We start from the raw sequence: 20748 nt of genomic DNA, 5'->3' as shown, positions 1-20748 counted from the left end.
CAGATGCCGGCGACTGGTCGAGGGCATATCGACTTCTGGCCGACAGCCAGCCGGGCGCGTCGCCCGCACCACCTCAGCAGACGCGGCTCACCTCAGACGGGGCGCGTCGCCCGTATCGGTTCAGCGGCCACAACTCACCTCTGCCGGGTCGCGTCTCCTCAGCAGCCTCTGCCCACCAGCCTCGGCTCACGCCTGGCCGGCGCGAGCGTAGGCGCCGAGGACCTGCCGCTCGGAATCGCCGAGGTAGGTCCCGAGCAGCGCGGCCGCCTGAGCTGGGCTGTCGTTGACGTAGGCGTTATAGACCTCCTCGTTGCGCTCGACGAACGGCGCGTGGAGGAAGTCGAGGAGTTCGACCTTGAGGAAGGCCAGCCGCAGCTCGGCGAGGACATTGCCGAACGAGCGCATCAGCCGCACGCTGTCGGAGAGGGAGACCACGCCGTTGTGGAACTCCATGTTCGACGTCCCCACCTGCAGCCAGTCGCCGGCCTCGGCCGCGGCCTTCGCCTCCTCGATGGCCCGCAGCATCCGCGCCCCCGCCGGATGGGCGCGCGGCGCACGCGCGAGCACGGTGCATTCGACGGTGCGGCGCACGCGGTAGATGTCGATGACGTCGGCGGTGCTCGGCGAGGCGACGGAGACCCCGCGATTGGGGACGTGGTCGATGAGCCCCTGTTCGCCGAGGACCCGGAAGGCCTCGCGCAGCGTATTGCGCGAGACGTCGAACTCCTTGGCCAGCGCCGCCTCGGACAGGCGCGTCCCGGGTCGGAGAGAGCCTGCGATGAGACGATCGGTGAGGCGATTGACCAGGGACGATTCGTGATTCACACCACCATCGTAGTCACTCACCCCACCACACAGCCACACAGGCGCGGCCGCGTGCACGACAACCTCGGCGCCCGAACTGTGACGCAGGTCTATTCTTGTTGAACAATCAGTGCTACATTGTTTACCAATATTCGGTGAACCTGTGGGGCACGACACAGCAGTCGGCTTCTGCGCGCGATCCGGAACCGCCTTCGAACTCACCGTGGAGAACGCATGTCACAGTCATCAGGGTCCCCGTCGCCGGATCCCGGTTCCGGGTCGACGCCGCACAGCGACGAATCGGCCCACCTGCTCACGACCGCACAGACGGACTCGGCTGCGGCGGCGACGAAGTCCGCGATCAGCCGCAGCGCAATCGTCGGGGCGATCTTCCTCATGGCCACCTCGGCGATCGGACCGGGCTTCATCACCCAGACCGCGACGTTCACCGCGCAGATGGGGGCGGCGTTCGCGTTCGCGATCCTCGTCTCGATCCTCATCGACATCGCCATCCAGCTCAACATCTGGCGGATGATCACCTCCTCGGGCAAGCGCGCCGCGCAGCTCGCCTCCTCCGCGGTGCCCGGCTCCGGGATCGTCCTCTCGATCCTCATCGTCGTCGGCGGCCTCGCCTTCAACATCGGCAACATCGCCGGCGGCGGGCTCGGCCTCAACGCGCTGCTCGGGATCGACCCGAAGCTCGGCGGGCTGCTCACCGGCGTGCTCGCGATCGGCATCTTCCTCTTCAAACGCGCCGGCAAGGTCGTCGACGCCGTCGTCCTCGTCCTCGGCGTCGGGATGATCGTCCTCACCGTCATCGTCGCCATCGTCTCCCAGCCGCCCGTCGGCGAGGCCCTGCGCCAGAGCGTCCTGCCCGACTCGATCAACTTCGCGACCGTGACGACGATCGTCGGCGGCACCGTCGGCGGCTACATCACGTACTCCGGGGCCCACCGCTACCTCGACTCGGGCAAGACCGGGCCGGAGAACGCGCCGTCGGTGATGCGCTCGGCACTCTCGGGCATCGTCGTCACCGGCATCATGCGCTACGTCCTCTTCCTCGCGATCCTCGGCGTCGTCGCCTCCGGGGTCGTCCTCGACATCGAGAGCCAGGTCGCCAACCCCGCCGGTCAGGCCTTCGCCGCGGTCCTCGGCGATGCCGGCATCCGGATCTTCGGGGCGATCTTCTGGGCTGCGGCACTGAGCTCGGTCATCGGGGCGGCCTACACCTCGGCGACGTTCCTCTCCGCGTTCTCGAAGCGCCTCGGCGGCGGCTGGCCGCTGCAGCTGGCGACCGTGGCCTTCATCGTCGTCTCCCTCGTCGTCTACCTCATCGTCGGCACCGCACCGGCGACCCTGCTCGTCTTCGTCGGCGGCTTCAACGGCCTCATCCTGCCGATCGGTCTGACGATCTTCATGTACATCGGCTGGTTCCGCCCGCAGCTGCTGCGCACGGATTCCTACCCCAAGTGGCTGCTCTTCATCGGCACGGCCGCGACCCTGCTCACCTGGTACATGGCCGTTCAGTCGATCGGCCCCATCTTCGCCATGATCGGAATAGGAGCCTGATATGACCACCATCGACCTCAACTCCGACCTCGGGGAGAACGTCCCCGACCGGATCGTCAGCGACGACGATGCGATGCTCGGCATCGTCACCAGCGCGAACGTCTCGTGCGGGTTCCATGCGGGCAGTCCCGAGGGGATCAAGCACACCGTCGCCGAGGCGACCGACCGCGGCGTCGTCATCGGCGCCCATCCCGGCTACGACGACTACGAGGGCTTCGGCCGGCGCCCCATGGACGTGCCCGCAGCGACCCTGCAGGCCCAGGTCGAGTACCAGATCGGTGCCCTCATCGGCCTGACCACGGCCGTCGGCGGCCGTGTCCGCTACGTCAAACCCCATGGCGGTCTCTACAACACGATCGTCCACGACGAAGCGCAAGCCAAGGTCGTCGCCGCCGCCGTCAGGGCCGTCGATCCGAGCCTCGTCCTCCTCGGCCTCGCCGGCAGCGTCGCCAACCGGATTGCCGCCGAGGCGGGACTGAGCGTGGCCGCCGAGGCCTTCGCCGACCGCGCCTACAATCCCGACGGCTCGCTCGTCTCCCGCACCGAGTCCGGGGCCGTCCTCGACGATCCGGCGCTCGTCGCCGCCCGCGTCCTGCGCCTCGTCGAGACCGGCGAGATCGAAGCGATCGACGGATCGACGATCACCGTCGACGCGCAGTCGATCTGCTTCCACGGGGATTCCCGCGGCTCGATCGAGATGGCCCAGGCCTCCCGCGACATCCTCACCGACGCCGGGGTGAGCATCGCCCCGTTCGTTGGGGCACAGCCGTGACACCGACGTCGGCAGGGGCGGCTCCCTCGACCCCGGCAGAGACGTCGGCCGGGGCGACGGCCGGGGCCGAGGCCCGTGCCCGCATCCGTGCCGGCTTCACCGGTCCCACCTCGGGGATGGCGCCCGGACTCGTCCAGGCCAACCTCATCGCCGTGCCCGCCGACTGGGCCTTCGACGTCCTCCTCTTCGCTCAGCGCAACCCGAAGCCGTGCCCGGTCATCGACGTCCTCGAACCCGGCCGGGTCGAATCGGCTCTGGCAGCGGGCAGCGATCTGCGCACCGACCTGCCCCGCTACCGGGTGTGGGAGGACGGACAGCTGACCGCCGAGGTCGACGACGCCTCGTCCGTCTTCGCCGACCACCCCGACCTCGTGTCATTCCTCATCGGCTGCAGCTTCACATTCGAGGCCGACCTCGCACGGGCCGGCATCCCCATCCGCCACCAGGAAGCCGGGCGCAACGTGCCGATGTACCGCACGTCGACCGCGTGCCGTCCTGCCGGGCGGATCTCCGGGGACATGGTCGTCTCGCTCCGGCCGATCCCCGCCGCACAGGTCGCCGAGGCGGTCCGCATCACCGACCGCTTCCCCGCCGTCCACGGCGCTCCCGTCCACATCGGCGACCCGGCAGCCCTCGGGATCCGCGACCTCGACGCCCCCGACTTCGGCGACCCGCCCGTCATCGAGTCCGGCGATGTGCCCGTGTTCTGGGCGTGCGGGGTGACCCCGCAGGTCGCGATCGCCGAGTCCGCCCCGCCGTTCGCCCTCACCCACTCCCCCGGGCGGATGTTCATCACCGACGCCCCCGAAAGCGACTACCGCCAGTGACCGTCTTCCGCACCGCCTCACGCCGGCATCTCCTCGTCGAATCCGCCGACCTCGCCGCGTCGATGCGGCTCAACCACGCCCTCGAGGCGGCGGCGCTGCCCGGCGTCGTCGAACTCGTGCCCGCCGCGCGGACCGTGCTCATCCGCTTCGACCCGGCCCGCACCTCGGCGCCGGCTCTCGAGGAGGCCATCACCGGCCTCGACGTCACCGATTCCGCAACCGGGTCCGGGCGCACCGTGACCATCGACGTCCGCTACGACGGGGAGGACCTCGCCGAGGTGGCCGCCCTCCTCGGCGTCTCCCCCGCCGAGGTGGCCGCCCGCCACCAGCGCGCCCGCTGGGAGGTCGCGTTCTCCGGGTTCGCCCCCGGGTTCGGGTACCTCGCCGGCGACGACCCGCTCTTCGACGTGCCCCGCCGATCGTCCCCGCGCACCCGCGTGCCCGTCGGGGCGGTCGGCCTCGCCGGGGAGTTCACCGGGGTCTACCCCCGGTCCTCCCCCGGCGGATGGCAGCTCATCGGCTACACCGATGCCATCCTCTGGGACCTCGACCGGCAGCCCCCGGCGCTCTTCGTACCCGGGACGATCGTGAGATTCGTCGACGCAGGGAGGGCGAGTGCGCGAGCGGCTGAGGCGCCTGCGTCGGCGGAGTCGTCGACGGCGGAGTCCTCCGCGTCCCACTCCCTCAGCGTCATCGAGCCGGGCCTCCAACTTCTCATCGAAGACCTCGGGCGTCCCGGGTTCGCGTCGATGGGTGTGTCGAGCGCGGGAGCCGCCGACCGGTCCGCCCTCGCCGAGGCCAACCGCCTCGTCGGCAACGCCGAGTCCGCCGCGGTCCTCGAGAGCTTCGGCGGCGGGGTCAGCCTGCGCGTCACCGGTGATGGGGTCGCCGCCGTCACCGGTGCCGGCGGCCCGATCACCGTGACCGCCGCTGACGGAACGGTGTTGCGCCACCGCCTCGGCGAGGCGTTCTCCCTCGTCGCTGGGGACCTGCTCGAGCTCGGGCCGACTGAGACGGGCGCGCGTCGGTACCTGGCAGTCCGCGGGGGGATCATCGCGGACACGGCGCTCGGCAGCGCCTCGGCGGACACGCTCGCCCACCTCGGGCCCGCCGCGCTCACGGCCGAGGAGACGATCGACCTCGCCGCTCCGTCCACCGCCCCACATCTCGTCGATCCCGGGCCCCGCCTCGGCGCGGATCGGGTCCTGCCGGCACCGGGCGACCTCGTCGAGCTCACCGTCACCCTCGGGCCGCGGGACGACTGGTTCACCCCTGCCGGCATCGACACCCTGCTCACGCAGGAGTGGACGGTCACGCACGAATCGGATCGGGTCGGTCTGCGGCTGGCCGGTGAGGTGCCGCTCGAGCGGGCGCGGACCGGTGAGCTGCCGAGCGAGGGCGCGGTGACCGGTGCCCTGCAGGTCCCGCCGAACGGCCAGCCGGTGCTCTTCGGACCCGACCATCCGCTCACCGGGGGCTATCCGATCATCGCCAGCGTCGACGACACCGACCTCGCCGCGCAGCTGCCCCCGGGGGTGCGCATCCGCTTCCGTACGGCCGCAGCCGCCGATTCCACCTCCCCTGACCCCTCCGACGAAAGCTGAGCCATGCCGACCATCCTCATCGCCAACCGCGGCGAGATCGCCGTCCGCATCATCCGCGCGTGCGCCGAAAACGGGCACACTTCCGTCGCCGTCTACGCCGATCAGGACGCCACGGCCCTGCACACGCAGCTCGCCGATGTCGCCGTCGGACTGCCCGGCACGACCGCCGCGGAGACCTACCTCAACATCCCGGCCATCATCTCCGCGGCACAGGCCTCCGGGGCCGAGGCCGTCCACCCCGGATACGGGTTCCTCTCCGAGAACGCCGAGTTCGCGGCCGCGGTCGAAGACGCGGGGCTGATCTGGATCGGGCCGAGTCCGGAGGCGATCACCGCGCTCGGGGACAAGGTCACCGCCCGGCAGCTCGCGCAGAAGGTCGGAGCACCGCTGGCTCCGGGCATCGACCGGCCGCTGACCGGCGCCGCCGAGGTCGAGGACTTCGCCCGCGAAGCCGGTCTGCCGATCATCATCAAGGCCGCGCACGGCGGCGGCGGGCGCGGAATGAAGATCGTCCGCGATTTCACCGAGGTGGCCGGGGCCTTCGAATCGGCGACCCGAGAGGCCGTCGAGGCGTTCGGTCGTCCCGAGTGCTTCGTCGAGAAGTTCCTCGAGCATCCGCGGCATGTCGAGGTCCAGGTCGTCGGCGACGGGTTGGGCACCGTCGTCGCCGTCGGTGACCGCGACTGTTCGGCGCAGCGGCGCAACCAGAAGCTCGTCGAGGAGGCCCCCGCCCCGAATCTCAGTGCTGAGCAGCGGGACCGTCTGCAGCGGTCGGCTGAGGCGATCTGCGCCGAGGTCGACTATCGAGGCGCGGGCACCGTCGAGTTCCTCCTCGCCGCCGACGGCACGATGACGTTCCTCGAGGTCAACACCCGTCTCCAGGTCGAACATCCCGTCACCGAGGCGGTCACCGGGGTCGACCTCGTCACCGAGCAGTTCCGCATCGCCTTCGGTCAAGGGCTGTCGCTGACGGCGACTCCCGAGGTGCGGGGGCACGCGATCGAGCTGCGTCTCAACGCTGAGGATCCCGGTCGCGGATTCCTTCCCACACCGGGCCGCATCGACGCCCTCACCGTGCCCGGCGGGCCGGGAGTGCGCTGGGATGCGGGCGTGCGCGCCGGTGACACCGTGCAGCCGGCCTTCGATTCGCTCTTCGCCAAGCTCATCGTCCACGGCCCTGACCGGGCGACGGCGATCGCCCGGACGATCACTGCCGCACGCGAGCTCACCGTCACCGGGCCCGCGACGGTGCTGCCGGCATCGCTCGCGATCCTCCGCCATCCTGCGTTCGCCGGTGACGTCATCGGCATCGACACGCAGTGGATCGAAGCGGAGCTGCTGCCCGAGTTCGCCCCGCAGGACCGGCCGGCGCCGGTCGCTGCCGAGGGCCTGACGCGGATGGACATCGAGATCGACGGGCGGATGACGACGATCGGTCTGCCGGGCGCTCTGCTTGCCTCCCTCGGGTCGGTCGGGGGCGCTGCGTCGACGGGTGCGGACGCCGGACCTTCGCCTGATTCCGCGGGGAATGCGGACTCCGATGACGGGTCGGCTCTCGTCACGGCACCGGTGCCGGGCAGCCTCGTCGACTTCCTCGTCGCCGACGGCGCCGAGGTGGCCGCCGGCGACGAGGTCGCCGTGCTCTCGGCGATGAAGATGGAGACCCGCGTGACCGCGCCGGCAGCGGGGACGCTGACTCGCCTCGCGGCGGTCGGCGACACCGTCGCCGTCGGGGAGGCGATCGCCAAGGTCCGGTGACGGACGGACCCGCGGTGGGACTGGGACGGTGCACCGCCTCCGCGATGGTCGTGTCCGGCCGCGTGAGGGTCGTGTCCGATGTCGCGGCTAGAGTGGAGGGGCAGCAACGATCGAATGCACCAGAGGAGATTCCATGCCACGTCTGACAGTCGGCGACACCGCCCCGGACTTCACGCTCGTCGATCAGAACGGGAAGTCGGTGAGCCTGTCCGACTTCAGGGGTCAGCGGGTCGTCGTCTACTTCTACCCCGCAGCGATGACGCCCGGCTGCACGACCGAGGCGTGTGACTTCCGGGATTCGCTCTCGGCGCTCACGTCTGCCGGTCTCGTCGTCCTCGGCGTCTCCCCCGATTCGCCGGAGAAGCTCAAGAAGTTCGAGGAGAAGGAAGGGCTCACCTATGAGCTGCTCTCCGACCCGGACAAGACGATGATGGACGAGTGGGGTGCCTTCGGCGAGAAGAAGAACTACGGCAAGGTCGTCCAGGGCGTCATCCGCTCGACCGTCATTGTCGATGCTGAAGGCAAGGTCGAACTCGCCCAGTACAACGTCAAGGCCACCGGGCACGTCGCGCGACTGCGCAAGGCGCTCGGCATCGACGCCGCCGCCTGATTCCCGTTCCGCCGCATGCCCGTGCCCTGCTAGGCTTGGTGCGGCCTGCGCGCGAGTGGCGGAATTGGCAGACGCGCTGGATTTAGGTTCCAGTGTCTTCGGACGTAGGGGTTCAAGTCCCCTCTCGCGCACATGAGATGAACGGCCCCCGACCACGGTCGGGGGCCGTTCGGCGCTTGCGGGAACGAGCCCCCTCAATCGGTCTGGTGAGGGGTTCGCCGCCTGCCTCGACGCGCCAGGCGAGTCCGGGTTTGCGCCAATTCACACCGAGATGGCCAGTTCCTGCACTGTCCGTCTAAGTCGCAACTGGCCCCAACCGGATCGTCGCGCGAGATTCCCGCGCACGACTGCTCAGTCGGCTTCTGACCCCCACTCGTGAGCCGTCACCCGCCTTTCTCCACTCACGTCTATAAGTACAAATGAATATTTGTGTTATGGTGAGGGTGCCAGCGCATCCGAGCACCGAGGACCACGATGAGCGCAGTACCCGAACCAGAGCTCGACCGGGCGCTGCGTGCGCTCGCCGACGGGAACCGCCGGGCGATCCTGCGCGCGGTCCGCTCGGCACCGAAACCAGTGGGAACGATCGCCGAGGAGGTCGGACTCTCCCAGCAGACGACGTCGCACCACCTCGGCGTACTGGCGAAGGCGGGCCTGACCACCGGCACCCGGGAGGGCACGCGCCACCTCTACGCCGTCGACACCGACGGACTGGCCGCGGTGCGGTCGTACCTCGACGATTTCTGGCCGACGAAGCTCGCCGCCCTCAAGGCCGCTGTCGAGAGTCAGGAGAGGAGCGGCAATGGCTGAGTTCACGGACTCTGTCGACATCGCCGCCGCGCCGGAGACGGTGTTCTCCTATCTGACGACGAACGAGGGCATGACGGCGTGGATGGGCGAGTTCGCCGACCTCGATCCTCGCCGAGGCGGTCGGTTCGCTGTCGACATCGCCGGCCATCCGGTCCGCGGCGAGTTCATCGACATCGACCCGCCCCACCGTGTCGTCGTCTCCTGGGGCTTCCCCGGAAGTGCGGATCTGCCGGTCGGTGCCTCGACCGTCGAGTTCCGACTCACGGCAACCGACTCGGGCACCCGCGTTGATCTCATCCATTCGGACCTGCCTGACGCCGAGGTGCCCGGCCACGCCCACGGCTGGGCGCACTTCCTGCCGCGGCTCGTCGTCGCCGGCGCCGGTGCCGTCAACGACCCCGACGATTGGCGGCCCCTGCCGGGCTGATGATCGCACGGTTCGCCGCCGCACCACTGACGCTCCACCGCACAGGATCCACCACTCAGGTTCCATCACTCGAAGAGGAGAGAACAATGGCAGAGAACACCGCAGCGGACGTCGTGCAGCGATACCACGACGCGTGGACGAACAACCGGATCGACGAGGCGATGGCCCTCGTCGCCGACGACATCGTCTGTCGGGCACCCGGCCAGGACATCACCGGCATCGAGGCCTACACCGAGTTCATCGGCGGTTTCGCTCCGATGCTCACCGGCATCGAGGAGATCGGCGAATTCTCCGACGGGGACCGCATCGTCCGTCTCTACTATCCGCAGACCGCTGAGACCGGAACGACTCCGGCGGCCGAGCTCTTCACCGTGCGCGACGGCAAGATCACGGAGACCGTGCTCATGTTCGACCGCCTCTCCTACGGCCCTCCCCCGCAGTGATGCTGTGCCGAGCATCGCTGCCGTCATCGCCGGGCGTGAGCCGATGATGACCCCGGAGCAGACGCGCCTCGTCGACCGTGTGCGCACCGCGCTCGCGGGAGAAGCCGTCGTGCGCGAGGTCTCGATGTTCGGCGGACGTTCGTTCATGGTCTACGAGAAGCTCGCCGTGTGTGCGCTGAAGACCGGTGCCCTGCTCGCCCGCGTCGATGCCGATCGGCACGCCGAGCTGCTTGACCGCCCCGGCGCCGCGCAGGCCGAGATGGGTGCCGGGCGAACGATGGGGCCGGGCTGGATCGAAGTCGCTGCAACGGCACTCGAGCGCGAGGCCGATCTCACCCGGTGGGTCGGCCTCGCGCTCGAGCACAATCGGGCGGTCAGCGGAACACGCGGCTGATCCCGGCGCGGAGCTGCGCCGACTCTTCCTCATCGGGCGAGTTCGGTCCTACAGTGGCCACATGAGTGCGAATGCAGAGGTGACCGTCCGCCCGGTCGAATCAGCCGATGAGACCCGCTGGCGCGAGCTCTTCCGCGCCTACCGCGAGTTCTACCACCTGCCCGAATCCGAGGACGTCGTCGCTCGGGTCTGGGGCTGGGTGAGCGATCCGTCCCATGAGAGCGAGAGTCTTGTCGCCGAGGCGGATGGTCAGATCGTCGCAATCGCCGACTACCGTCGCTTCGCCCGGCCGTCGACCGGCACGACCGGGATCTGGCTCGACGATCTCTTCACTGCACCCGAGGCCCGCGGCACGGGGGCCGGGCGCGCTCTCATCGCCCGGCTCCAGGACCTCGCCGCTGCCGAAGGACGGTCCGTCGTCCGCTGGATCACCGCCGATGACAACACGCAGGCCCAGGCCCTCTACGACAAGGTCGCAACGAAAACGCACTGGCTCACCTACGACGCAGCTCCGTCTCAGCGATAGACGAGCCGGAACCGTTCGCACACGACCGGCATGTCAGGCCGAAACCCGGACGGATGGACAGCGCGCCAGAACTCCTCGTGCTCGGCTCTCCAGTGGGCCAGTGATCGATCGCCCTCGCCTTCGGCCCACGCATGCTCCGCGGTCACCTCGGCGAAGGGAAGGATCTCCACCGCCGAGGTGACGATGACTGCCCGCGGTCGGTCCCGGCCGTCGAGGACGATGTTCGCATCTCCAGCTCGGGGCAGGGGATCTCCGTCGACGTCGTAGTCGTCGAGCGCCGAGGCGGTCGCCGTCTTGACGCCGGCGAGGACGAGCGCGAGGAGGTCATCGGCCTGCGCAGGAGTCGCACCGAAGGCCCACGCCGCAGGAACGGCCGGAGGCAGAGTCGGCTCGGCCGCCCGCGCCGCGGCCCAGAAATCGGCAAGCCTCGTGTCATCCATGGAGTGACCCTACCCCGGTAGTGTTGCTCCCATGCTTGAGACAGACCTCCTGCGATTCGTCGGCGCCGCCGTCAGCCTCATCGGGCTCGGCCTCGTCATGGGCATCAGTCCGACGACGATCGCCGAGTCCCTGCGCGTCCTCACCGACGTCCCGCGGGCCAAGCGTGCGATGGGCTTCATGCTCCTCGGTCTCGTCATCGGCGCCACCGTCATCCTCCTCGCCCTCCAGGTCATCGACCCGCACACGCTCGAGACCCTCGTCAGCCGCGACGTCGAGAAGGTCCTCGTGCGCCGCGGCGTCGACCTCGCCGCAGGCGTCCTCTTCCTCATCGCCGGCATCATCATGGCCCTCCAGCTGCGCCGTCCGCCGAAGCCGAAGAAGCCGCACAAGAAGCCGACCGGCAAACCGTGGGCGATGATCGTCATCGGCGTCTCGAACACCGTCATCAGCTTCAGCGACTTCGCGACGATGTACATCGTCGCCCGCATCGTCCGCGCCGTCAGCGAGGACATCGCCGTCCGCGGCGCCACCTTCACAGTCTTCATCGCCGCGATGATCGCACCGTACGTGCTCCTCACCTGGGCGTGGAACCGCTTCCCCCGGATCTCCGACCGCATCTCCGGGTTCTTCGCCCGCCTCGCCGAGGCGGACCTGCGACCGTGGGCCACCGGCTTCACGCTGCTGGCCGGCCTCGTCTTCCTCGCCATGGGCATCTGGGGCGAGCCGAAGCTCTGAGCGGCCGTCTGCGGTCACAGAACCGAGCCCACCTCACCGTTTCGGCCGGTTCGCGACCACGAACGGTTCACCCGACGGCGTCTGCTCAGGCCGCTGCCGCCAACCGCGAACGCAGCCCGTCGATGAGAGCGGCCAACCCGAGGTCGAACGAGGGCGCCGCCCCATAGGAGTCGGCATTGTGGGTGGCGAGCGCGGCGTGGACCGCCGGGAACTCCTCCCCCGCGGCACCCTGTACCAGCAGATCTCCCGGTGCGACGATGTCGAGGGCCGATCCGAGCACATGCGCCTCGACGGTGCGCACGACGGCGATGACCTCAGATTCCGGCCAGCCGCCGCGGCGCAGCCCGGCGACGACGACGTCGTACATCGCATACGTCGACCGATCCCGGATCGACGTCGTCGCCAGCAGGCGGATGAGGTTCGGGTGCGCGGCGAAGGCCCGCAGATACGAGCGCGCCCAGAGTTCGAGAGCGACGTCCCAGGTGACAACGCCGTCCGAGCTCTTCGCCGAGGCGGACGTGCCCTGACTGTCGACGGAGCGGAATGCGCTGACGTCGATGCCGGCGACGATCTGCGCCCGCATCGCCTCGATGAGGTCGTCGCGTCCGCTGATGTGGTTGTAGAGCGAGGAGACCTGCCGGTCGACGCGGTCGGCGAGCACCCGCATCGACAGCGCCTCGGCACCGTCGGAGTCGACGAGGTCGAGGGCGGCGGCGACGAGCCTGTCCCGATTGAGCCGCATGATCACATCCTGATTCGCACTTCCCTCATGTCCGTGACGAGTGTATCGTGCTGAAGGTCACAGATACGAACAGTGTTCGTATGCACGGCAGCGAAAGGATTCCCACGGTGGCGACCACGCTCTTCTCCGGCGGCACGATCTGGTGCGGGGCAGACCGCGAACCCAGCGACGCCCTCCTCGTTGAGGACGGCATCATCGCCGCCGTCGGCGCGAGCGCCTGCGCGGACGAACTCGGCCTCGGCACCGGGGCCGACCTCGCGGCACCGGAGGGTGCCCGGCACGTCGACCTCGCCGGCGGATTCCTCATGCCCGCCTTCGGCGACGGCCACGCCCACCCCCTGTTCGGCGGCCTCGAAGCCGCCGGCCCCCAGGTGAGAGGGTGTGAGAGCGTTGAGGAGATCGTCGCCGAGGTGGCCCGCTTCGCCACCGCCCACCCCGAGGCGGAATGGATCATCGGCGCATCCTATGACGGCAGCCTCGTCGAGGGCGGGCTCTTCGATGCCCGCTGGCTCGATGCCGCCGTCAGCGACCGTCCCGTCGTCCTCCGCGCCTGGGACTATCACACGGTGTGGGTGAACTCCCGTGCCCTCGAGCTCGCCGGCATCACCGCCGAGACCCCGGATCCGGTGCTCGGGGAGATCCCCCGCCGGTCCGACGGGACGCCGCTGGGCACTCTGCGCGAATGGGGTGCCGTCGACCTCATCGCCGCCGTCCAACCACCCCAGTCCGACGACGAACGCCTCCGTGCCCTCGAGCGCACCGCCGCCTACTATCTCGAACGCGGAGTCACGTGGGTCCAGGACGCCTGGGTCGAACCCGCCGACGTCGACACCTACCTCACCGCGGCACGCCAGGACCGCCTCGGGATCCGCTTCAATCTCGCGCTCTACGCCGATCCGCGCCGTTTCAGCACCCAGCTGCCAGTGATGATCGCATCGCGGAAGCGCGTCCGGGACGCCGCCTCACCCCTGCTCACCGCCGAGACCGTGAAGTTCTTCGCCGACGGCGTCGTCGAGAACGAGACCGGAGCGCTCCTCGAACCGTACTGCTCGTCCCTGCACAACCATGGGATGCGGGTGTGGGAGGGAGACACACTGGCCGAGGCGGTCACCGCCGTCGACGCGGCCGGCTTCCAGATCCACATCCACGCGATCGGCGATGCCGCCGTCCGCCAGGCCCTCGATGCGATCGAGTCCGCGATCACCGCCAACGGTCCGCGCGACCGGCGCCCCGTCATCGCCCACGCCCAGCTCGTCGCCGCCGCCGATCTCGATCGCTTCGCCGAACTCGGGATCATCGCCACCATGCAGCCGCTCTGGGCGCAGCTCGATGCGCTCATGACCGTGCTCACGGTGCCCCGCCTCGGCGAGGAGAGGTCCGAGGAGCAGTATCGGATGCGCACGATCCTCGAGACGGGGGCGACCCTCGCCTTCGGATCCGATTGGCCGGTGTCCTCCGGTGCCCCGCTCGAAGGCCTCGCGATCGCGACGAGTCGGCAGACGAGCGAGGGCCGACCGGTGGGCGGGTGGACTCCCGATGAGATCGTCGATCCCGCCCGTGCCCTCGACGCGTACTCGGCGAGCGTGGCCCACCAGGCCTTCGCCGACGCCGCACCGGCGCCCTGGGGTGAGATCCGTCCCGGGGCGAGCGCTGACCTCGTCATTCTCGGCACCGACCCGCGCACCCTCGGCCCGGCGGAACTCGCGGCCCTGCCCGTGCGCGCCACGTACCTGCGCGGGACCCTCCTCCACTCCTCCGACGCCGACCCGGCACAGGCCCGATAAGCCCCGGCACGGGCCCGATAACACGGAATCGATCACGCAAAGGACGATGATGTCCCACCACCCAGACCCTCAGTCACAGCCGACCCCCGCACTGTCAGCGGACGCGACCTCGGCATCCACAGGTCACCTGCGTCGCGCCCTCGGCGTGCCCTCGCTCGTCTTCTTCGGCCTCGTCTACATGGTGCCGCTCACCGTGTTCACCACGTACGGCATCGTCACCGAGATCACCGGCGGCCGCGTTCCGCTCGCCTATGTCATCACGCTCGTCGCCATGGTCTTCACCGCCCGCTCGTACGCGAAGATGTCCGCAGCGCTGCCCTTCGCGGGATCGGCGTACACGTACACGCAGAAGACGTTCGGGGCCGGAGTCGGGTTCGCCGCCGGGTGGGCACTGCTGCTCGACTACCTCTTCCTCCCGATGATCAACTACCTCGTCATCGGCCTCTACCTCTCCGCCGCCCTGCCGATGATCCCGGCCTGGGTCTTCGTGCTCACCGCGATCGTCCTCGTCACCGTCCTCAACATCATCGGCATCGTGTCCGTGGCGCGGGCGAACATCGTCATCATCGCCGCGCAGGGCATCTTCATCGTCACCTTCGCGGTCCTCTCCGCTGTCACGCTCTCCGGATCCGGCACCGTCGACCTCGCCGCACCCTTCACCGGCGACGGCTCGGTCGACGGATTCGGCGCGGTGATGGCGGGGGCGGCGATCCTCTGCTTGTCGTTCCTCGGCTTCGACGCGGTCTCGACCCTGTCGGAGGAGGCGAAGGACCCGACGACCTCGGTGCCGCGCGCGATCGTCATCGCCACCGTCACCGGCGGACTCATCTACATCGTGCTCTCGCTCATCGCGCAGCTCGTCTATCCGTCGAACGCCTTCGCCGACCCCGAATCCGGGTCCCTCGACGTCATGGCCGCGGCCGGCGGTCAGTTCCTCACGATCTTCTTCACCGCCGCCTACGTCGCAGGAGCGTGCGGGTCGGCGCTGACCTCCCAGGCCTCGGTGTCGCGGATCCTCTACGCGATGGGCCGCGACGGCGTGCTGCCCCGGGGATTCTTCGGCCGTCTGTCGAAGCGCTTCCTCACCCCGGTGTGGGCGACGATCACCGTCGGGGTCGTCTCCCTCCTCGCCCTCGCCGTCGATCTCACGTTCATCTCCGAGATGGTCAGCTTCGGGGCGCTCATGGCGTTCTCCGCGGTCAACCTCGCCGTCATCAAGCACTACTTCATCGACGGCGGGCGCCGGGGCGCCCGCGCGGTCCTCAGCTTCATCGTCCTGCCCGGCATCGGCTTCGGGCTCACCGTGTGGCTGTGGACGAGCCTGTCCCCGCGCACCCTGCTCATCGGGCTCGCGTGGCTGGCGATCGGCATCGCCTACCTCGCCGTCGTCACCCGCGGGTTCCGTCGGCCCACGCCCTCACTCGATCTCAGCGAATAGGCCGGCATCGGCGCGCTGAGCCGGCATCGTCGGAGCCGCGGTCCGCGCAGCGCCGGCTGCGCCACCGCTCAGCCGAAGATGCTCAGGTCTCCGCGCCAGCGCGGGTAGTCGGCAGGCAGTCCCTCACCGGAGAACTCGATGCTCAGGGCGGTCTCGATGTCGGTCTCGCTGAGCACGTTGATCGTCGGCAGGTCGAGGAGGAAGGCGGCGTTGACAGCTTCGAGCGCGGTTGCCGCCTCGGCGGTGTCGAAGGCCGAGCGGAAGGTCTCGTCGTCGAGATCCTCCTCGATCGCACGGACGACGAGGTCGAGGTGCTCGCGGGCACCGATGAGCTTGAGCCCCTGCAGCGCGAGCTCCCTCGCCGTGCGGGGCACGCGGTCGCGGTACCAGGCCCACCCGCGCTCGGTCACCGCGGCCTGGTAGAGGTCGACGTAGCTGCTGCGGACGGAGTCGCGGGAGAGATCCTCGATCGTCGCCGCGCGGTCGAGCGAGCGGGCGACGAGTTCGCGATTGCAGTCGACGACCTCGGCCGGTGTCCCGTCGAGTGCCGCCTTCGTCAGCAGCACGGGGTGCGAGGTGTCGGTCGTGCATTGGAGGATGTCGTCGACCTCGGTGTATTCGATGCGGTCGTAGGCCACGCTGTCGTCATTCATGCCCCGACGGTAGGTCCGCCACATGAACAACAGGTGACATGGACCACAATGTCGTTCGAGAGGTCCGGTCAGCCGTCCGCCCGGCTGCTGACGACCGTGAACTTCGCGGTGCGCGCCAGCTGCTCGCTCGGACCGATGAGCGACTCGAGCCGGTCACGGTAGCGCAGATGAGAGTTGAAGACCGTGACCACCCGTCCGCCGGATCGCAGGTGCGCGGCCGCGGTGCGCATGAGCGCGCCTGCCGTGTCCGTCTCGATGGCCGTGCCGTGGTGGAACGGCGGGTTGAGGAGGATGAGGTCGAACTCCCCGGTGAGAGCATCGGCGTCGGTGGCATCGGCGAGGATCGTCGCGATGTCGAGTCCGTTGGCCGCCGCCGTCTCCTGCGCCGAGGCGACCGCCGCCCGGGAGATGTCGACGCCGACTCCCGTGCCCGCCCCCGTCACGCGCAGTGCCGCGGTGAGCAGCCACCCGTTGCCGACGCCGAGGTCGAGAACGGAGGCCGGACGGGTCAGGGCGGCCGGCGCATCCGGGGCGGCGCCCGCCTCGGCGAAGGCGGTGAGCAGAAGCGTCGACCCCTCGTCGGCTTTCGTCCCGGAGAAGCACGCCCCGTGAGCGCTGACCTCGAGGGGGCCGGTCGCGGTCGCCTCGATCGTGCCGCGGCGCGGGAAGGTCGTCAGCGACGGTGTCGACAGCGGGCGGCTGCCGATGATGAGCCGGTGCTTCCCGACGCCCGGGGAGACGTCGACCCGGCCGAACCCGCGCGCGAGCTCCTTGTTCACCGCCCGGCTCATGACGTCGCTGCGGCCGATGACGATGAGCGTCGACACGAGCGGTTGGAGCACGGCGACGACCTCGGCGAGGGCGCTCGTCGCTTTCGGCGCGTTGACGACCGCCCACACCTCAGGCTCCTCGTGGGCCTCGGACGAGTGTGCGGCTTCCACCTCGGCGAGCCGCGTGGACACGTATCGTCCCAGGTCAGCGACCACCTCGGCGCCGGGAGCCGCAGCGGTCACGGCCTCCGCTTCGTCGAGACGGTCATTGAAGGTCGCGACGGGAGCGAACTCGCTGAGCACGCGCGCCTGCAGACCGTGCGGGTCGTCGACGACGATGATCCGGGCAGGGGCATCGGCGGGTGAGGCGTGCGTGCCGTCGGTCGTCCGACCGGAGACATCGAGGACCCCGCCGCGGCGTCCGATGACGTAGTCGGCGAGCAGCCTGGCCTGCGGCAGACCCGGGGTCTGCGCGGTCAGCGGCAGACGGGCGAGGATCTCGTCGCGGGTGCGCAGAGCCTGGGAGTCGGGGGCGAGGAGGGAGCCGGGCATCCGCTCAGTCTAGTGCGGCGAGGTCATGGCCGCGCTCACGCCAGGTGAGATGTGCTACTAATTGAGGGAGCTCGAATCCCCACACGCATCCAGGAGTGAACATGACCATCCTCGTCGGCTATTCCCCCTCGCCCGAAGGCAAGGCCGCGGTCGCATTCGGCATCGAACAGGCCCGGGCGTTCGACGACACCGTCATCGTGCTCAATGCCGGCATCGGTGAGACTCCCGACGAGCGCGGCGTGGCGACGAACGCCGACATGGAAGAGCTCAAGACGACCCTGCGCGACTCGGAGGTCTCCCACGAGATCCTCCAGTTCCTCCGCGGCAACGATCCCGTCGAAGAGCTCCTGGCGCTGGCCGAGGCGACCGACGACACCCGCATGATCGTCATCGGCTCCCGCCGCCGCTCCCCCGTCGGCAAGCTCATCATGGGCTCGACGGCGCAGCGGATCATCCTCGAAGCCGAGGTGCCCGTCGTCTCCGTCAAGGCGCAGAGCACCCGGTGACGACCATGGACACGACTCCTGCAGTCGTGTATGGTCTAACTTCTGCGCCACCTCGGCGCAGTTGACACCCACTGCCCCGCCACCTCGGCGCGGCACAGATACGAAGGACGACACTGATGGCCACTCTCGCTCTGCAGCGTGAGCAGAAGGGATCGACGCACGTCGAATCCCGCCGTCAGCCGGCCCTTCGGTCGCGCGACATCTGACTCCGACGTCAGATTGCCCCGCACCGATCACCGGTCCGGGGCTTTTCTCTTCTCGCAGCTGTGTCCTCCTTGGCCTCTGCGGTGGTGATCGTCCCGGACATCACCACTGAAGAAGGCAAGGAAAGGAACAATGGAGAAACTCGACAGACGGCTCATCTCCTGGGCCTCTCTCCTCGATGAGAGGACCCGGGAGCAGGCGCACCAGACGGCGCGCATGCCGTTCATCTACCCGCACCTCGCGCTCATGCCCGATGCCCACCTGGGCAAGGGCGCGACCGTGGGGTCGGTCATCCCGACGCTCGGCGCGATCATCCCGGCCGCCGTCGGGGTCGACATCGGCTGCGGCATGATCGCGGTGCGTACCCAGTTCACCCTGTCCGAGCTCGCGGCGCGCGACCTCACAGCGCTGCGGGAGGCGATCGAGCGCGCCGTGCCGACCTCTGCCGGGGCGTACAACCGGAAGATCGTCGCCACCGCGGCCCCGCGCATCACCGAACTCGAGGAGCTCGCGGAGAAGGCAGGCTTCGACCCCGCCTCCTACGCCGGGCACTGGCGCCACCAGCTGGGATCCCTGAGGTCGGGCAATCACTTCATCGAGGTCTCCGTCGACGAGGCCGACCGGGTGTGGATGTTCCTCCACTCCGGATCCCGGGGCATCGGGAACAAGATCGCGACTTTCCACATCAAGGTCGCCGCGAGGCTCAACCGTCAGTGGTGGATCGATCTGCCCGACCCCGATCTCGCCTACCTCGTCGAGGGCACTCCTGAGTTCACCGCTTACATCAGGCAGCTGAAGTGGGCCCAGCACTTCGCGCTGCTCAATCGTGAGGAGATGATGGATCGGGTGGCCAGGCAGCTGTCCGAGACGATGGGTGAGCCCGTTGTCGAGGCGGAGCGGATCAACTGCCACCACAACTTCACGCAGTCCGAGGAGCACTTCGGCAAACGGGTGTGGGTGTCGCGGAAGGGCGCGATCGAGGCCGATGCCGGTCGGCTCGGGCTCATCCCCGGCTCCATGGGCACGGCCTCCTACGTCGTGGCCGGAAAGGGCGACCCGGTGTCGCTCAACTCCTCCCCGCACGGCGCAGGCCGGCAGTTCTCCCGGAGCGCTGCGCGGAAGACGTTCACGCAGGAGCAGCTGCGGGAGGCGATGGTCGGCATCGAGTACCGCGACACGGATGCCTTCATCGATGAGATCCCGCAGGCGTACAAGCCGATCGACCAGGTGATGGCCGATGCGGACCCGCTCGTCGAGGTTCGGCACACCCTGCGGCAGCTCGTCAACGTCAAGGGAGACTGAGAGCCCCGAGGCGGGGCCTGCGCACTGTGACATGTGCACAGGCCCCGCCTCGGCGGTTGGGGTCCGCTCGCTTCCTGGGACTCGGGTCACCCGTCGCCGTCGGCGGCACCCGTCTGCGCGAAGGACTGCCGATACTGGGATGGGCTCGTGCCCACCGCGCGTCGGAAGTGCTCGCGCAATTGGGTGGCTGAGGCATAGCCGACCTTCCGTCCGATCGCATCGACCGAGAGGTCGCTGACCTCGAGGAGCTCCTGCGCGGCCCGGATCCGCTCCTGCGTGAGCCACTGCAGCGGAGTCGACCCGATCTCCTGCTGGAAACGACGCCCCAGGTGACGCACCGACAGATTCGCGTGGCGGGCCAGAGCGGCCGCATCGATGTCCTCGCCGAGGTGGTTCGCCGCCCACTCGAGCGTGGCCGACAGTCCTGAGTCCGGAGTCGGCGGCAGCGGGCGGGCGACGAACTGGAGCTGATTGCCGTGACGGGTGGGAGCGACGACCATCCGGCGGGCGATCGCCGCCGCCGTGCCCGCCCCGAGCTCCCGCCGCACGATGTGCAGGCAGGTGTCGATCGCTGCGGCGGTTCCGGCCGCGGTGATGATCTGACCGACGTCGGTGAAGAGATTCGCCTCGACGACGTCGACCCGCGGGAAGTCCCTGGCCAGCTGCTCCGTGAACAGCCAGTGCGTGCTCGCACGGTGCCCGTCGAGGAGTCCCGCACCGGCCAGCAGGAACGCCCCGCTGCAGAGAGAGACGATGACGGATCCGGCGGCGTGTGCTCGGCGCAGCGCTCGACGTTCCGCCTCGGTGCCGGTGTGGGGCAGAGTCGCACTGACGATGACAACATCCGCCCCGATGAGACCGTCGAGGCCATGAGTGGATTCGACTCGGACTGCCGACACATGCTTCGTCCGCAGCCACCCCGGCCCGCCCTCTGAGCAGACCCGATAGTCGATCGGCGGCACCCCCGCAGCGGTCCGGTCGATCCCGAAGACCTCGGCCGTGACGCCGAATTCGAAGAGGGAGAGTCCGTCTCTGACGAGCACCGCTGCAGTCCACATCGTTCCAGTATGACCGAAA

Annotated in this window: 22 protein-coding genes and 1 tRNA gene; 17 read left to right on the top strand and 6 right to left on the bottom strand. The window is 69.3% G+C overall.

Features of this window, described 5'->3' with window-relative positions:
- Positions 1–186: 186 nt before the first annotated feature.
- Positions 187–825 (bottom strand): GntR family transcriptional regulator, encoded by a 639-nt coding sequence (locus FJ887_RS04805; protein WP_140954728.1) that lies wholly within the window; start codon positions 823–825, stop codon positions 187–189.
- Positions 826–1200: 375 nt separating this feature from the next.
- Here FJ887_RS04805 and FJ887_RS04800 point away from each other — a divergent pair, with 375 nt between their 5' ends.
- From FJ887_RS04800 to FJ887_RS04745, 12 genes are all read left to right on the top strand, one after another.
- Positions 1201–2373 carry an NRAMP family divalent metal transporter gene (locus tag FJ887_RS04800; RefSeq protein ID WP_140954924.1) on the top strand — a complete coding sequence of 391 codons (1173 nt, stop codon included), beginning with the start codon at positions 1201–1203 and terminating at the stop codon, positions 2371–2373.
- A 1-nt stretch (position 2374) separates the two neighbouring features.
- On the top strand, positions 2375–3145 hold the full coding sequence (locus FJ887_RS04795) for a LamB/YcsF family protein (RefSeq protein WP_140954729.1): 771 nt from the start codon (positions 2375–2377) through the stop codon (positions 3143–3145).
- The gene (locus FJ887_RS04790; RefSeq protein WP_140954730.1) at positions 3142–3972 is read left to right on the top strand and encodes a putative hydro-lyase; all 831 of its coding nucleotides are present in this window, start codon (positions 3142–3144) and stop codon (positions 3970–3972) included. The genes FJ887_RS04795 and FJ887_RS04790 overlap by 4 nt, the downstream gene beginning before the upstream one ends.
- Positions 3969–5576, top strand: a complete 1608-nt coding sequence (locus FJ887_RS04785) for a 5-oxoprolinase subunit B/C family protein (protein ID WP_140954731.1) — start codon at positions 3969–3971, stop codon at positions 5574–5576. Before FJ887_RS04790 ends, FJ887_RS04785 begins: the two co-directional genes overlap by 4 nt.
- 3 nt (positions 5577–5579) lie before the next feature.
- Positions 5580–7334: an acetyl/propionyl/methylcrotonyl-CoA carboxylase subunit alpha gene (locus FJ887_RS04780; RefSeq protein WP_137826398.1), complete on the top strand. Its 1755-nt coding sequence runs from the start codon at positions 5580–5582 to the stop codon at positions 7332–7334.
- A gap of 133 nt (positions 7335–7467) precedes the next feature.
- Positions 7468–7944, top strand: coding sequence for a thioredoxin-dependent thiol peroxidase (bcp, locus tag FJ887_RS04775; RefSeq protein ID WP_137826399.1), 477 nt, complete (start codon positions 7468–7470; stop codon positions 7942–7944).
- A 49-nt stretch (positions 7945–7993) separates the two neighbouring features.
- Positions 7994–8075 (top strand) — tRNA-Leu (locus FJ887_RS04770).
- Positions 8076–8418: 343 nt separating this feature from the next.
- Positions 8419–8754 (top strand): ArsR/SmtB family transcription factor, encoded by a 336-nt coding sequence (locus FJ887_RS04765; RefSeq protein ID WP_137826400.1) that lies wholly within the window; start codon positions 8419–8421, stop codon positions 8752–8754.
- The gene (locus FJ887_RS04760; protein WP_137826401.1) at positions 8747–9181 is read left to right on the top strand and encodes an SRPBCC family protein; all 435 of its coding nucleotides are present in this window, start codon (positions 8747–8749) and stop codon (positions 9179–9181) included. Before FJ887_RS04765 ends, FJ887_RS04760 begins: the two co-directional genes overlap by 8 nt.
- 86 nt (positions 9182–9267) lie before the next feature.
- A complete protein-coding gene (locus FJ887_RS04755; RefSeq protein ID WP_137826402.1) occupies positions 9268–9624 on the top strand; it encodes a nuclear transport factor 2 family protein in 357 nt (118 codons plus the stop codon).
- A 4-nt stretch (positions 9625–9628) separates the two neighbouring features.
- The gene (locus FJ887_RS04750) at positions 9629–10018 is read left to right on the top strand and encodes a TfoX/Sxy family protein (RefSeq protein ID WP_249356857.1); all 390 of its coding nucleotides are present in this window, start codon (positions 9629–9631) and stop codon (positions 10016–10018) included.
- A 61-nt stretch (positions 10019–10079) separates the two neighbouring features.
- Entirely contained in the window at positions 10080–10544 is a 465-nt protein-coding gene (locus tag FJ887_RS04745) for a GNAT family N-acetyltransferase (protein WP_137826403.1), read from the top strand.
- Here the strand turns inward: FJ887_RS04745 and FJ887_RS04740 are convergent.
- Complete coding sequence (locus FJ887_RS04740) at positions 10535–10984, bottom strand: ASCH domain-containing protein (protein ID WP_137826404.1); 450 nt, start codon at positions 10982–10984, stop codon at positions 10535–10537. The two genes, FJ887_RS04745 and FJ887_RS04740, sit on opposite strands and share 10 nt — an antisense overlap.
- Before the next feature lie 31 nt (positions 10985–11015).
- Between FJ887_RS04740 and FJ887_RS04735 the strand changes: the two genes are divergently transcribed.
- Entirely contained in the window at positions 11016–11720 is a 705-nt protein-coding gene (locus FJ887_RS04735; protein WP_137826405.1) for a hypothetical protein, read from the top strand.
- Positions 11721–11805: 85 nt separating this feature from the next.
- Here FJ887_RS04735 and FJ887_RS04730 read toward each other — a convergent pair whose 3' ends face one another.
- Positions 11806–12462 (bottom strand): TetR/AcrR family transcriptional regulator, encoded by a 657-nt coding sequence (locus FJ887_RS04730; protein WP_137826406.1) that lies wholly within the window; start codon positions 12460–12462, stop codon positions 11806–11808.
- A 107-nt stretch (positions 12463–12569) separates the two neighbouring features.
- Between FJ887_RS04730 and FJ887_RS04725 the strand changes: the two genes are divergently transcribed.
- Both FJ887_RS04725 and FJ887_RS04720 read left to right on the top strand, forming a co-directional pair.
- Entirely contained in the window at positions 12570–14246 is a 1677-nt protein-coding gene (locus FJ887_RS04725) for an amidohydrolase (protein WP_140954732.1), read from the top strand.
- A gap of 49 nt (positions 14247–14295) precedes the next feature.
- Positions 14296–15684, top strand: a complete 1389-nt coding sequence (locus tag FJ887_RS04720; protein ID WP_249356858.1) for an APC family permease — start codon at positions 14296–14298, stop codon at positions 15682–15684.
- 68 nt (positions 15685–15752) lie between these two features.
- On the opposite strand, the gene FJ887_RS04715 is transcribed toward FJ887_RS04720, so the two are convergent.
- Positions 15753–16337, bottom strand: a complete 585-nt coding sequence (locus FJ887_RS04715) for a DMP19 family protein (protein WP_137826408.1) — start codon at positions 16335–16337, stop codon at positions 15753–15755.
- A gap of 68 nt (positions 16338–16405) precedes the next feature.
- Positions 16406–17659, bottom strand: coding sequence for a class I SAM-dependent methyltransferase (locus tag FJ887_RS04710; protein WP_137826409.1), 1254 nt, complete (start codon positions 17657–17659; stop codon positions 16406–16408).
- Between the two features lie 101 nt (positions 17660–17760).
- On the opposite strand from FJ887_RS04710, the gene FJ887_RS04705 reads away from it, so the two are divergent.
- Positions 17761–18165 (top strand): universal stress protein, encoded by a 405-nt coding sequence (locus FJ887_RS04705; protein ID WP_137826410.1) that lies wholly within the window; start codon positions 17761–17763, stop codon positions 18163–18165.
- A 336-nt stretch (positions 18166–18501) separates the two neighbouring features.
- Positions 18502–19671 carry an RtcB family protein gene (locus FJ887_RS04700; protein WP_140954733.1) on the top strand — a complete coding sequence of 390 codons (1170 nt, stop codon included), beginning with the start codon at positions 18502–18504 and terminating at the stop codon, positions 19669–19671.
- A gap of 86 nt (positions 19672–19757) precedes the next feature.
- Here the strand turns inward: FJ887_RS04700 and FJ887_RS04695 are convergent, their stop codons facing one another.
- A complete protein-coding gene (locus FJ887_RS04695; RefSeq protein ID WP_171007085.1) occupies positions 19758–20729 on the bottom strand; it encodes a GlxA family transcriptional regulator in 972 nt (323 codons plus the stop codon).
- Positions 20730–20748: the final 19 nt, after the last annotated feature.

Origin of the sequence: Brevibacterium sp. XM4083 (genome assembly GCF_006489205.2) — a bacterium.
In the GTDB taxonomy this organism is placed as follows: Bacteria; Actinomycetota; Actinomycetes; order Actinomycetales; family Brevibacteriaceae; genus Brevibacterium.
Note: the sequence above shows the minus strand (reverse complement) of the source record. Positions and strands in the feature narration are given on the sequence as shown.

Excerpts from the sequence above, each read along its gene's own strand:
- FJ887_RS04795 (WP_140954729.1), top strand. The coding sequence starts at position 2,375 with ATGACCACCATCGACCTCAACTCCGACCTCGGGGAGAACGTCCCCGAC.
- FJ887_RS04695 (WP_171007085.1), bottom strand. The coding sequence starts at position 20,729 with ATGTGGACTGCAGCGGTGCTCGTCAGAGACGGACTCTCCCTCTTCGAA.
- FJ887_RS04705 (WP_137826410.1), top strand. The coding sequence starts at position 17,761 with ATGACCATCCTCGTCGGCTATTCCCCCTCGCCCGAAGGCAAGGCCGCG.
- FJ887_RS04720 (WP_249356858.1), top strand. The coding sequence starts at position 14,296 with ATGTCCCACCACCCAGACCCTCAGTCACAGCCGACCCCCGCACTGTCA.
- FJ887_RS04700 (WP_140954733.1), top strand. The coding sequence starts at position 18,502 with ATGGAGAAACTCGACAGACGGCTCATCTCCTGGGCCTCTCTCCTCGAT.
- bcp (WP_137826399.1), top strand. The coding sequence starts at position 7,468 with ATGCCACGTCTGACAGTCGGCGACACCGCCCCGGACTTCACGCTCGTC.
- FJ887_RS04730 (WP_137826406.1), bottom strand. The coding sequence starts at position 12,462 with ATGCGGCTCAATCGGGACAGGCTCGTCGCCGCCGCCCTCGACCTCGTC.
- FJ887_RS04765 (WP_137826400.1), top strand. The coding sequence starts at position 8,419 with ATGAGCGCAGTACCCGAACCAGAGCTCGACCGGGCGCTGCGTGCGCTC.
- FJ887_RS04715 (WP_137826408.1), bottom strand. The coding sequence starts at position 16,337 with ATGAATGACGACAGCGTGGCCTACGACCGCATCGAATACACCGAGGTC.
- FJ887_RS04740 (WP_137826404.1), bottom strand. The coding sequence starts at position 10,984 with ATGGATGACACGAGGCTTGCCGATTTCTGGGCCGCGGCGCGGGCGGCC.
- FJ887_RS04710 (WP_137826409.1), bottom strand. The coding sequence starts at position 17,659 with ATGCCCGGCTCCCTCCTCGCCCCCGACTCCCAGGCTCTGCGCACCCGC.
- FJ887_RS04735 (WP_137826405.1), top strand. The coding sequence starts at position 11,016 with ATGCTTGAGACAGACCTCCTGCGATTCGTCGGCGCCGCCGTCAGCCTC.
- FJ887_RS04755 (WP_137826402.1), top strand. The coding sequence starts at position 9,268 with ATGGCAGAGAACACCGCAGCGGACGTCGTGCAGCGATACCACGACGCG.
- FJ887_RS04745 (WP_137826403.1), top strand. The coding sequence starts at position 10,080 with ATGAGTGCGAATGCAGAGGTGACCGTCCGCCCGGTCGAATCAGCCGAT.
- FJ887_RS04760 (WP_137826401.1), top strand. The coding sequence starts at position 8,747 with ATGGCTGAGTTCACGGACTCTGTCGACATCGCCGCCGCGCCGGAGACG.
- FJ887_RS04800 (WP_140954924.1), top strand. The coding sequence starts at position 1,201 with ATGGCCACCTCGGCGATCGGACCGGGCTTCATCACCCAGACCGCGACG.
- FJ887_RS04780 (WP_137826398.1), top strand. The coding sequence starts at position 5,580 with ATGCCGACCATCCTCATCGCCAACCGCGGCGAGATCGCCGTCCGCATC.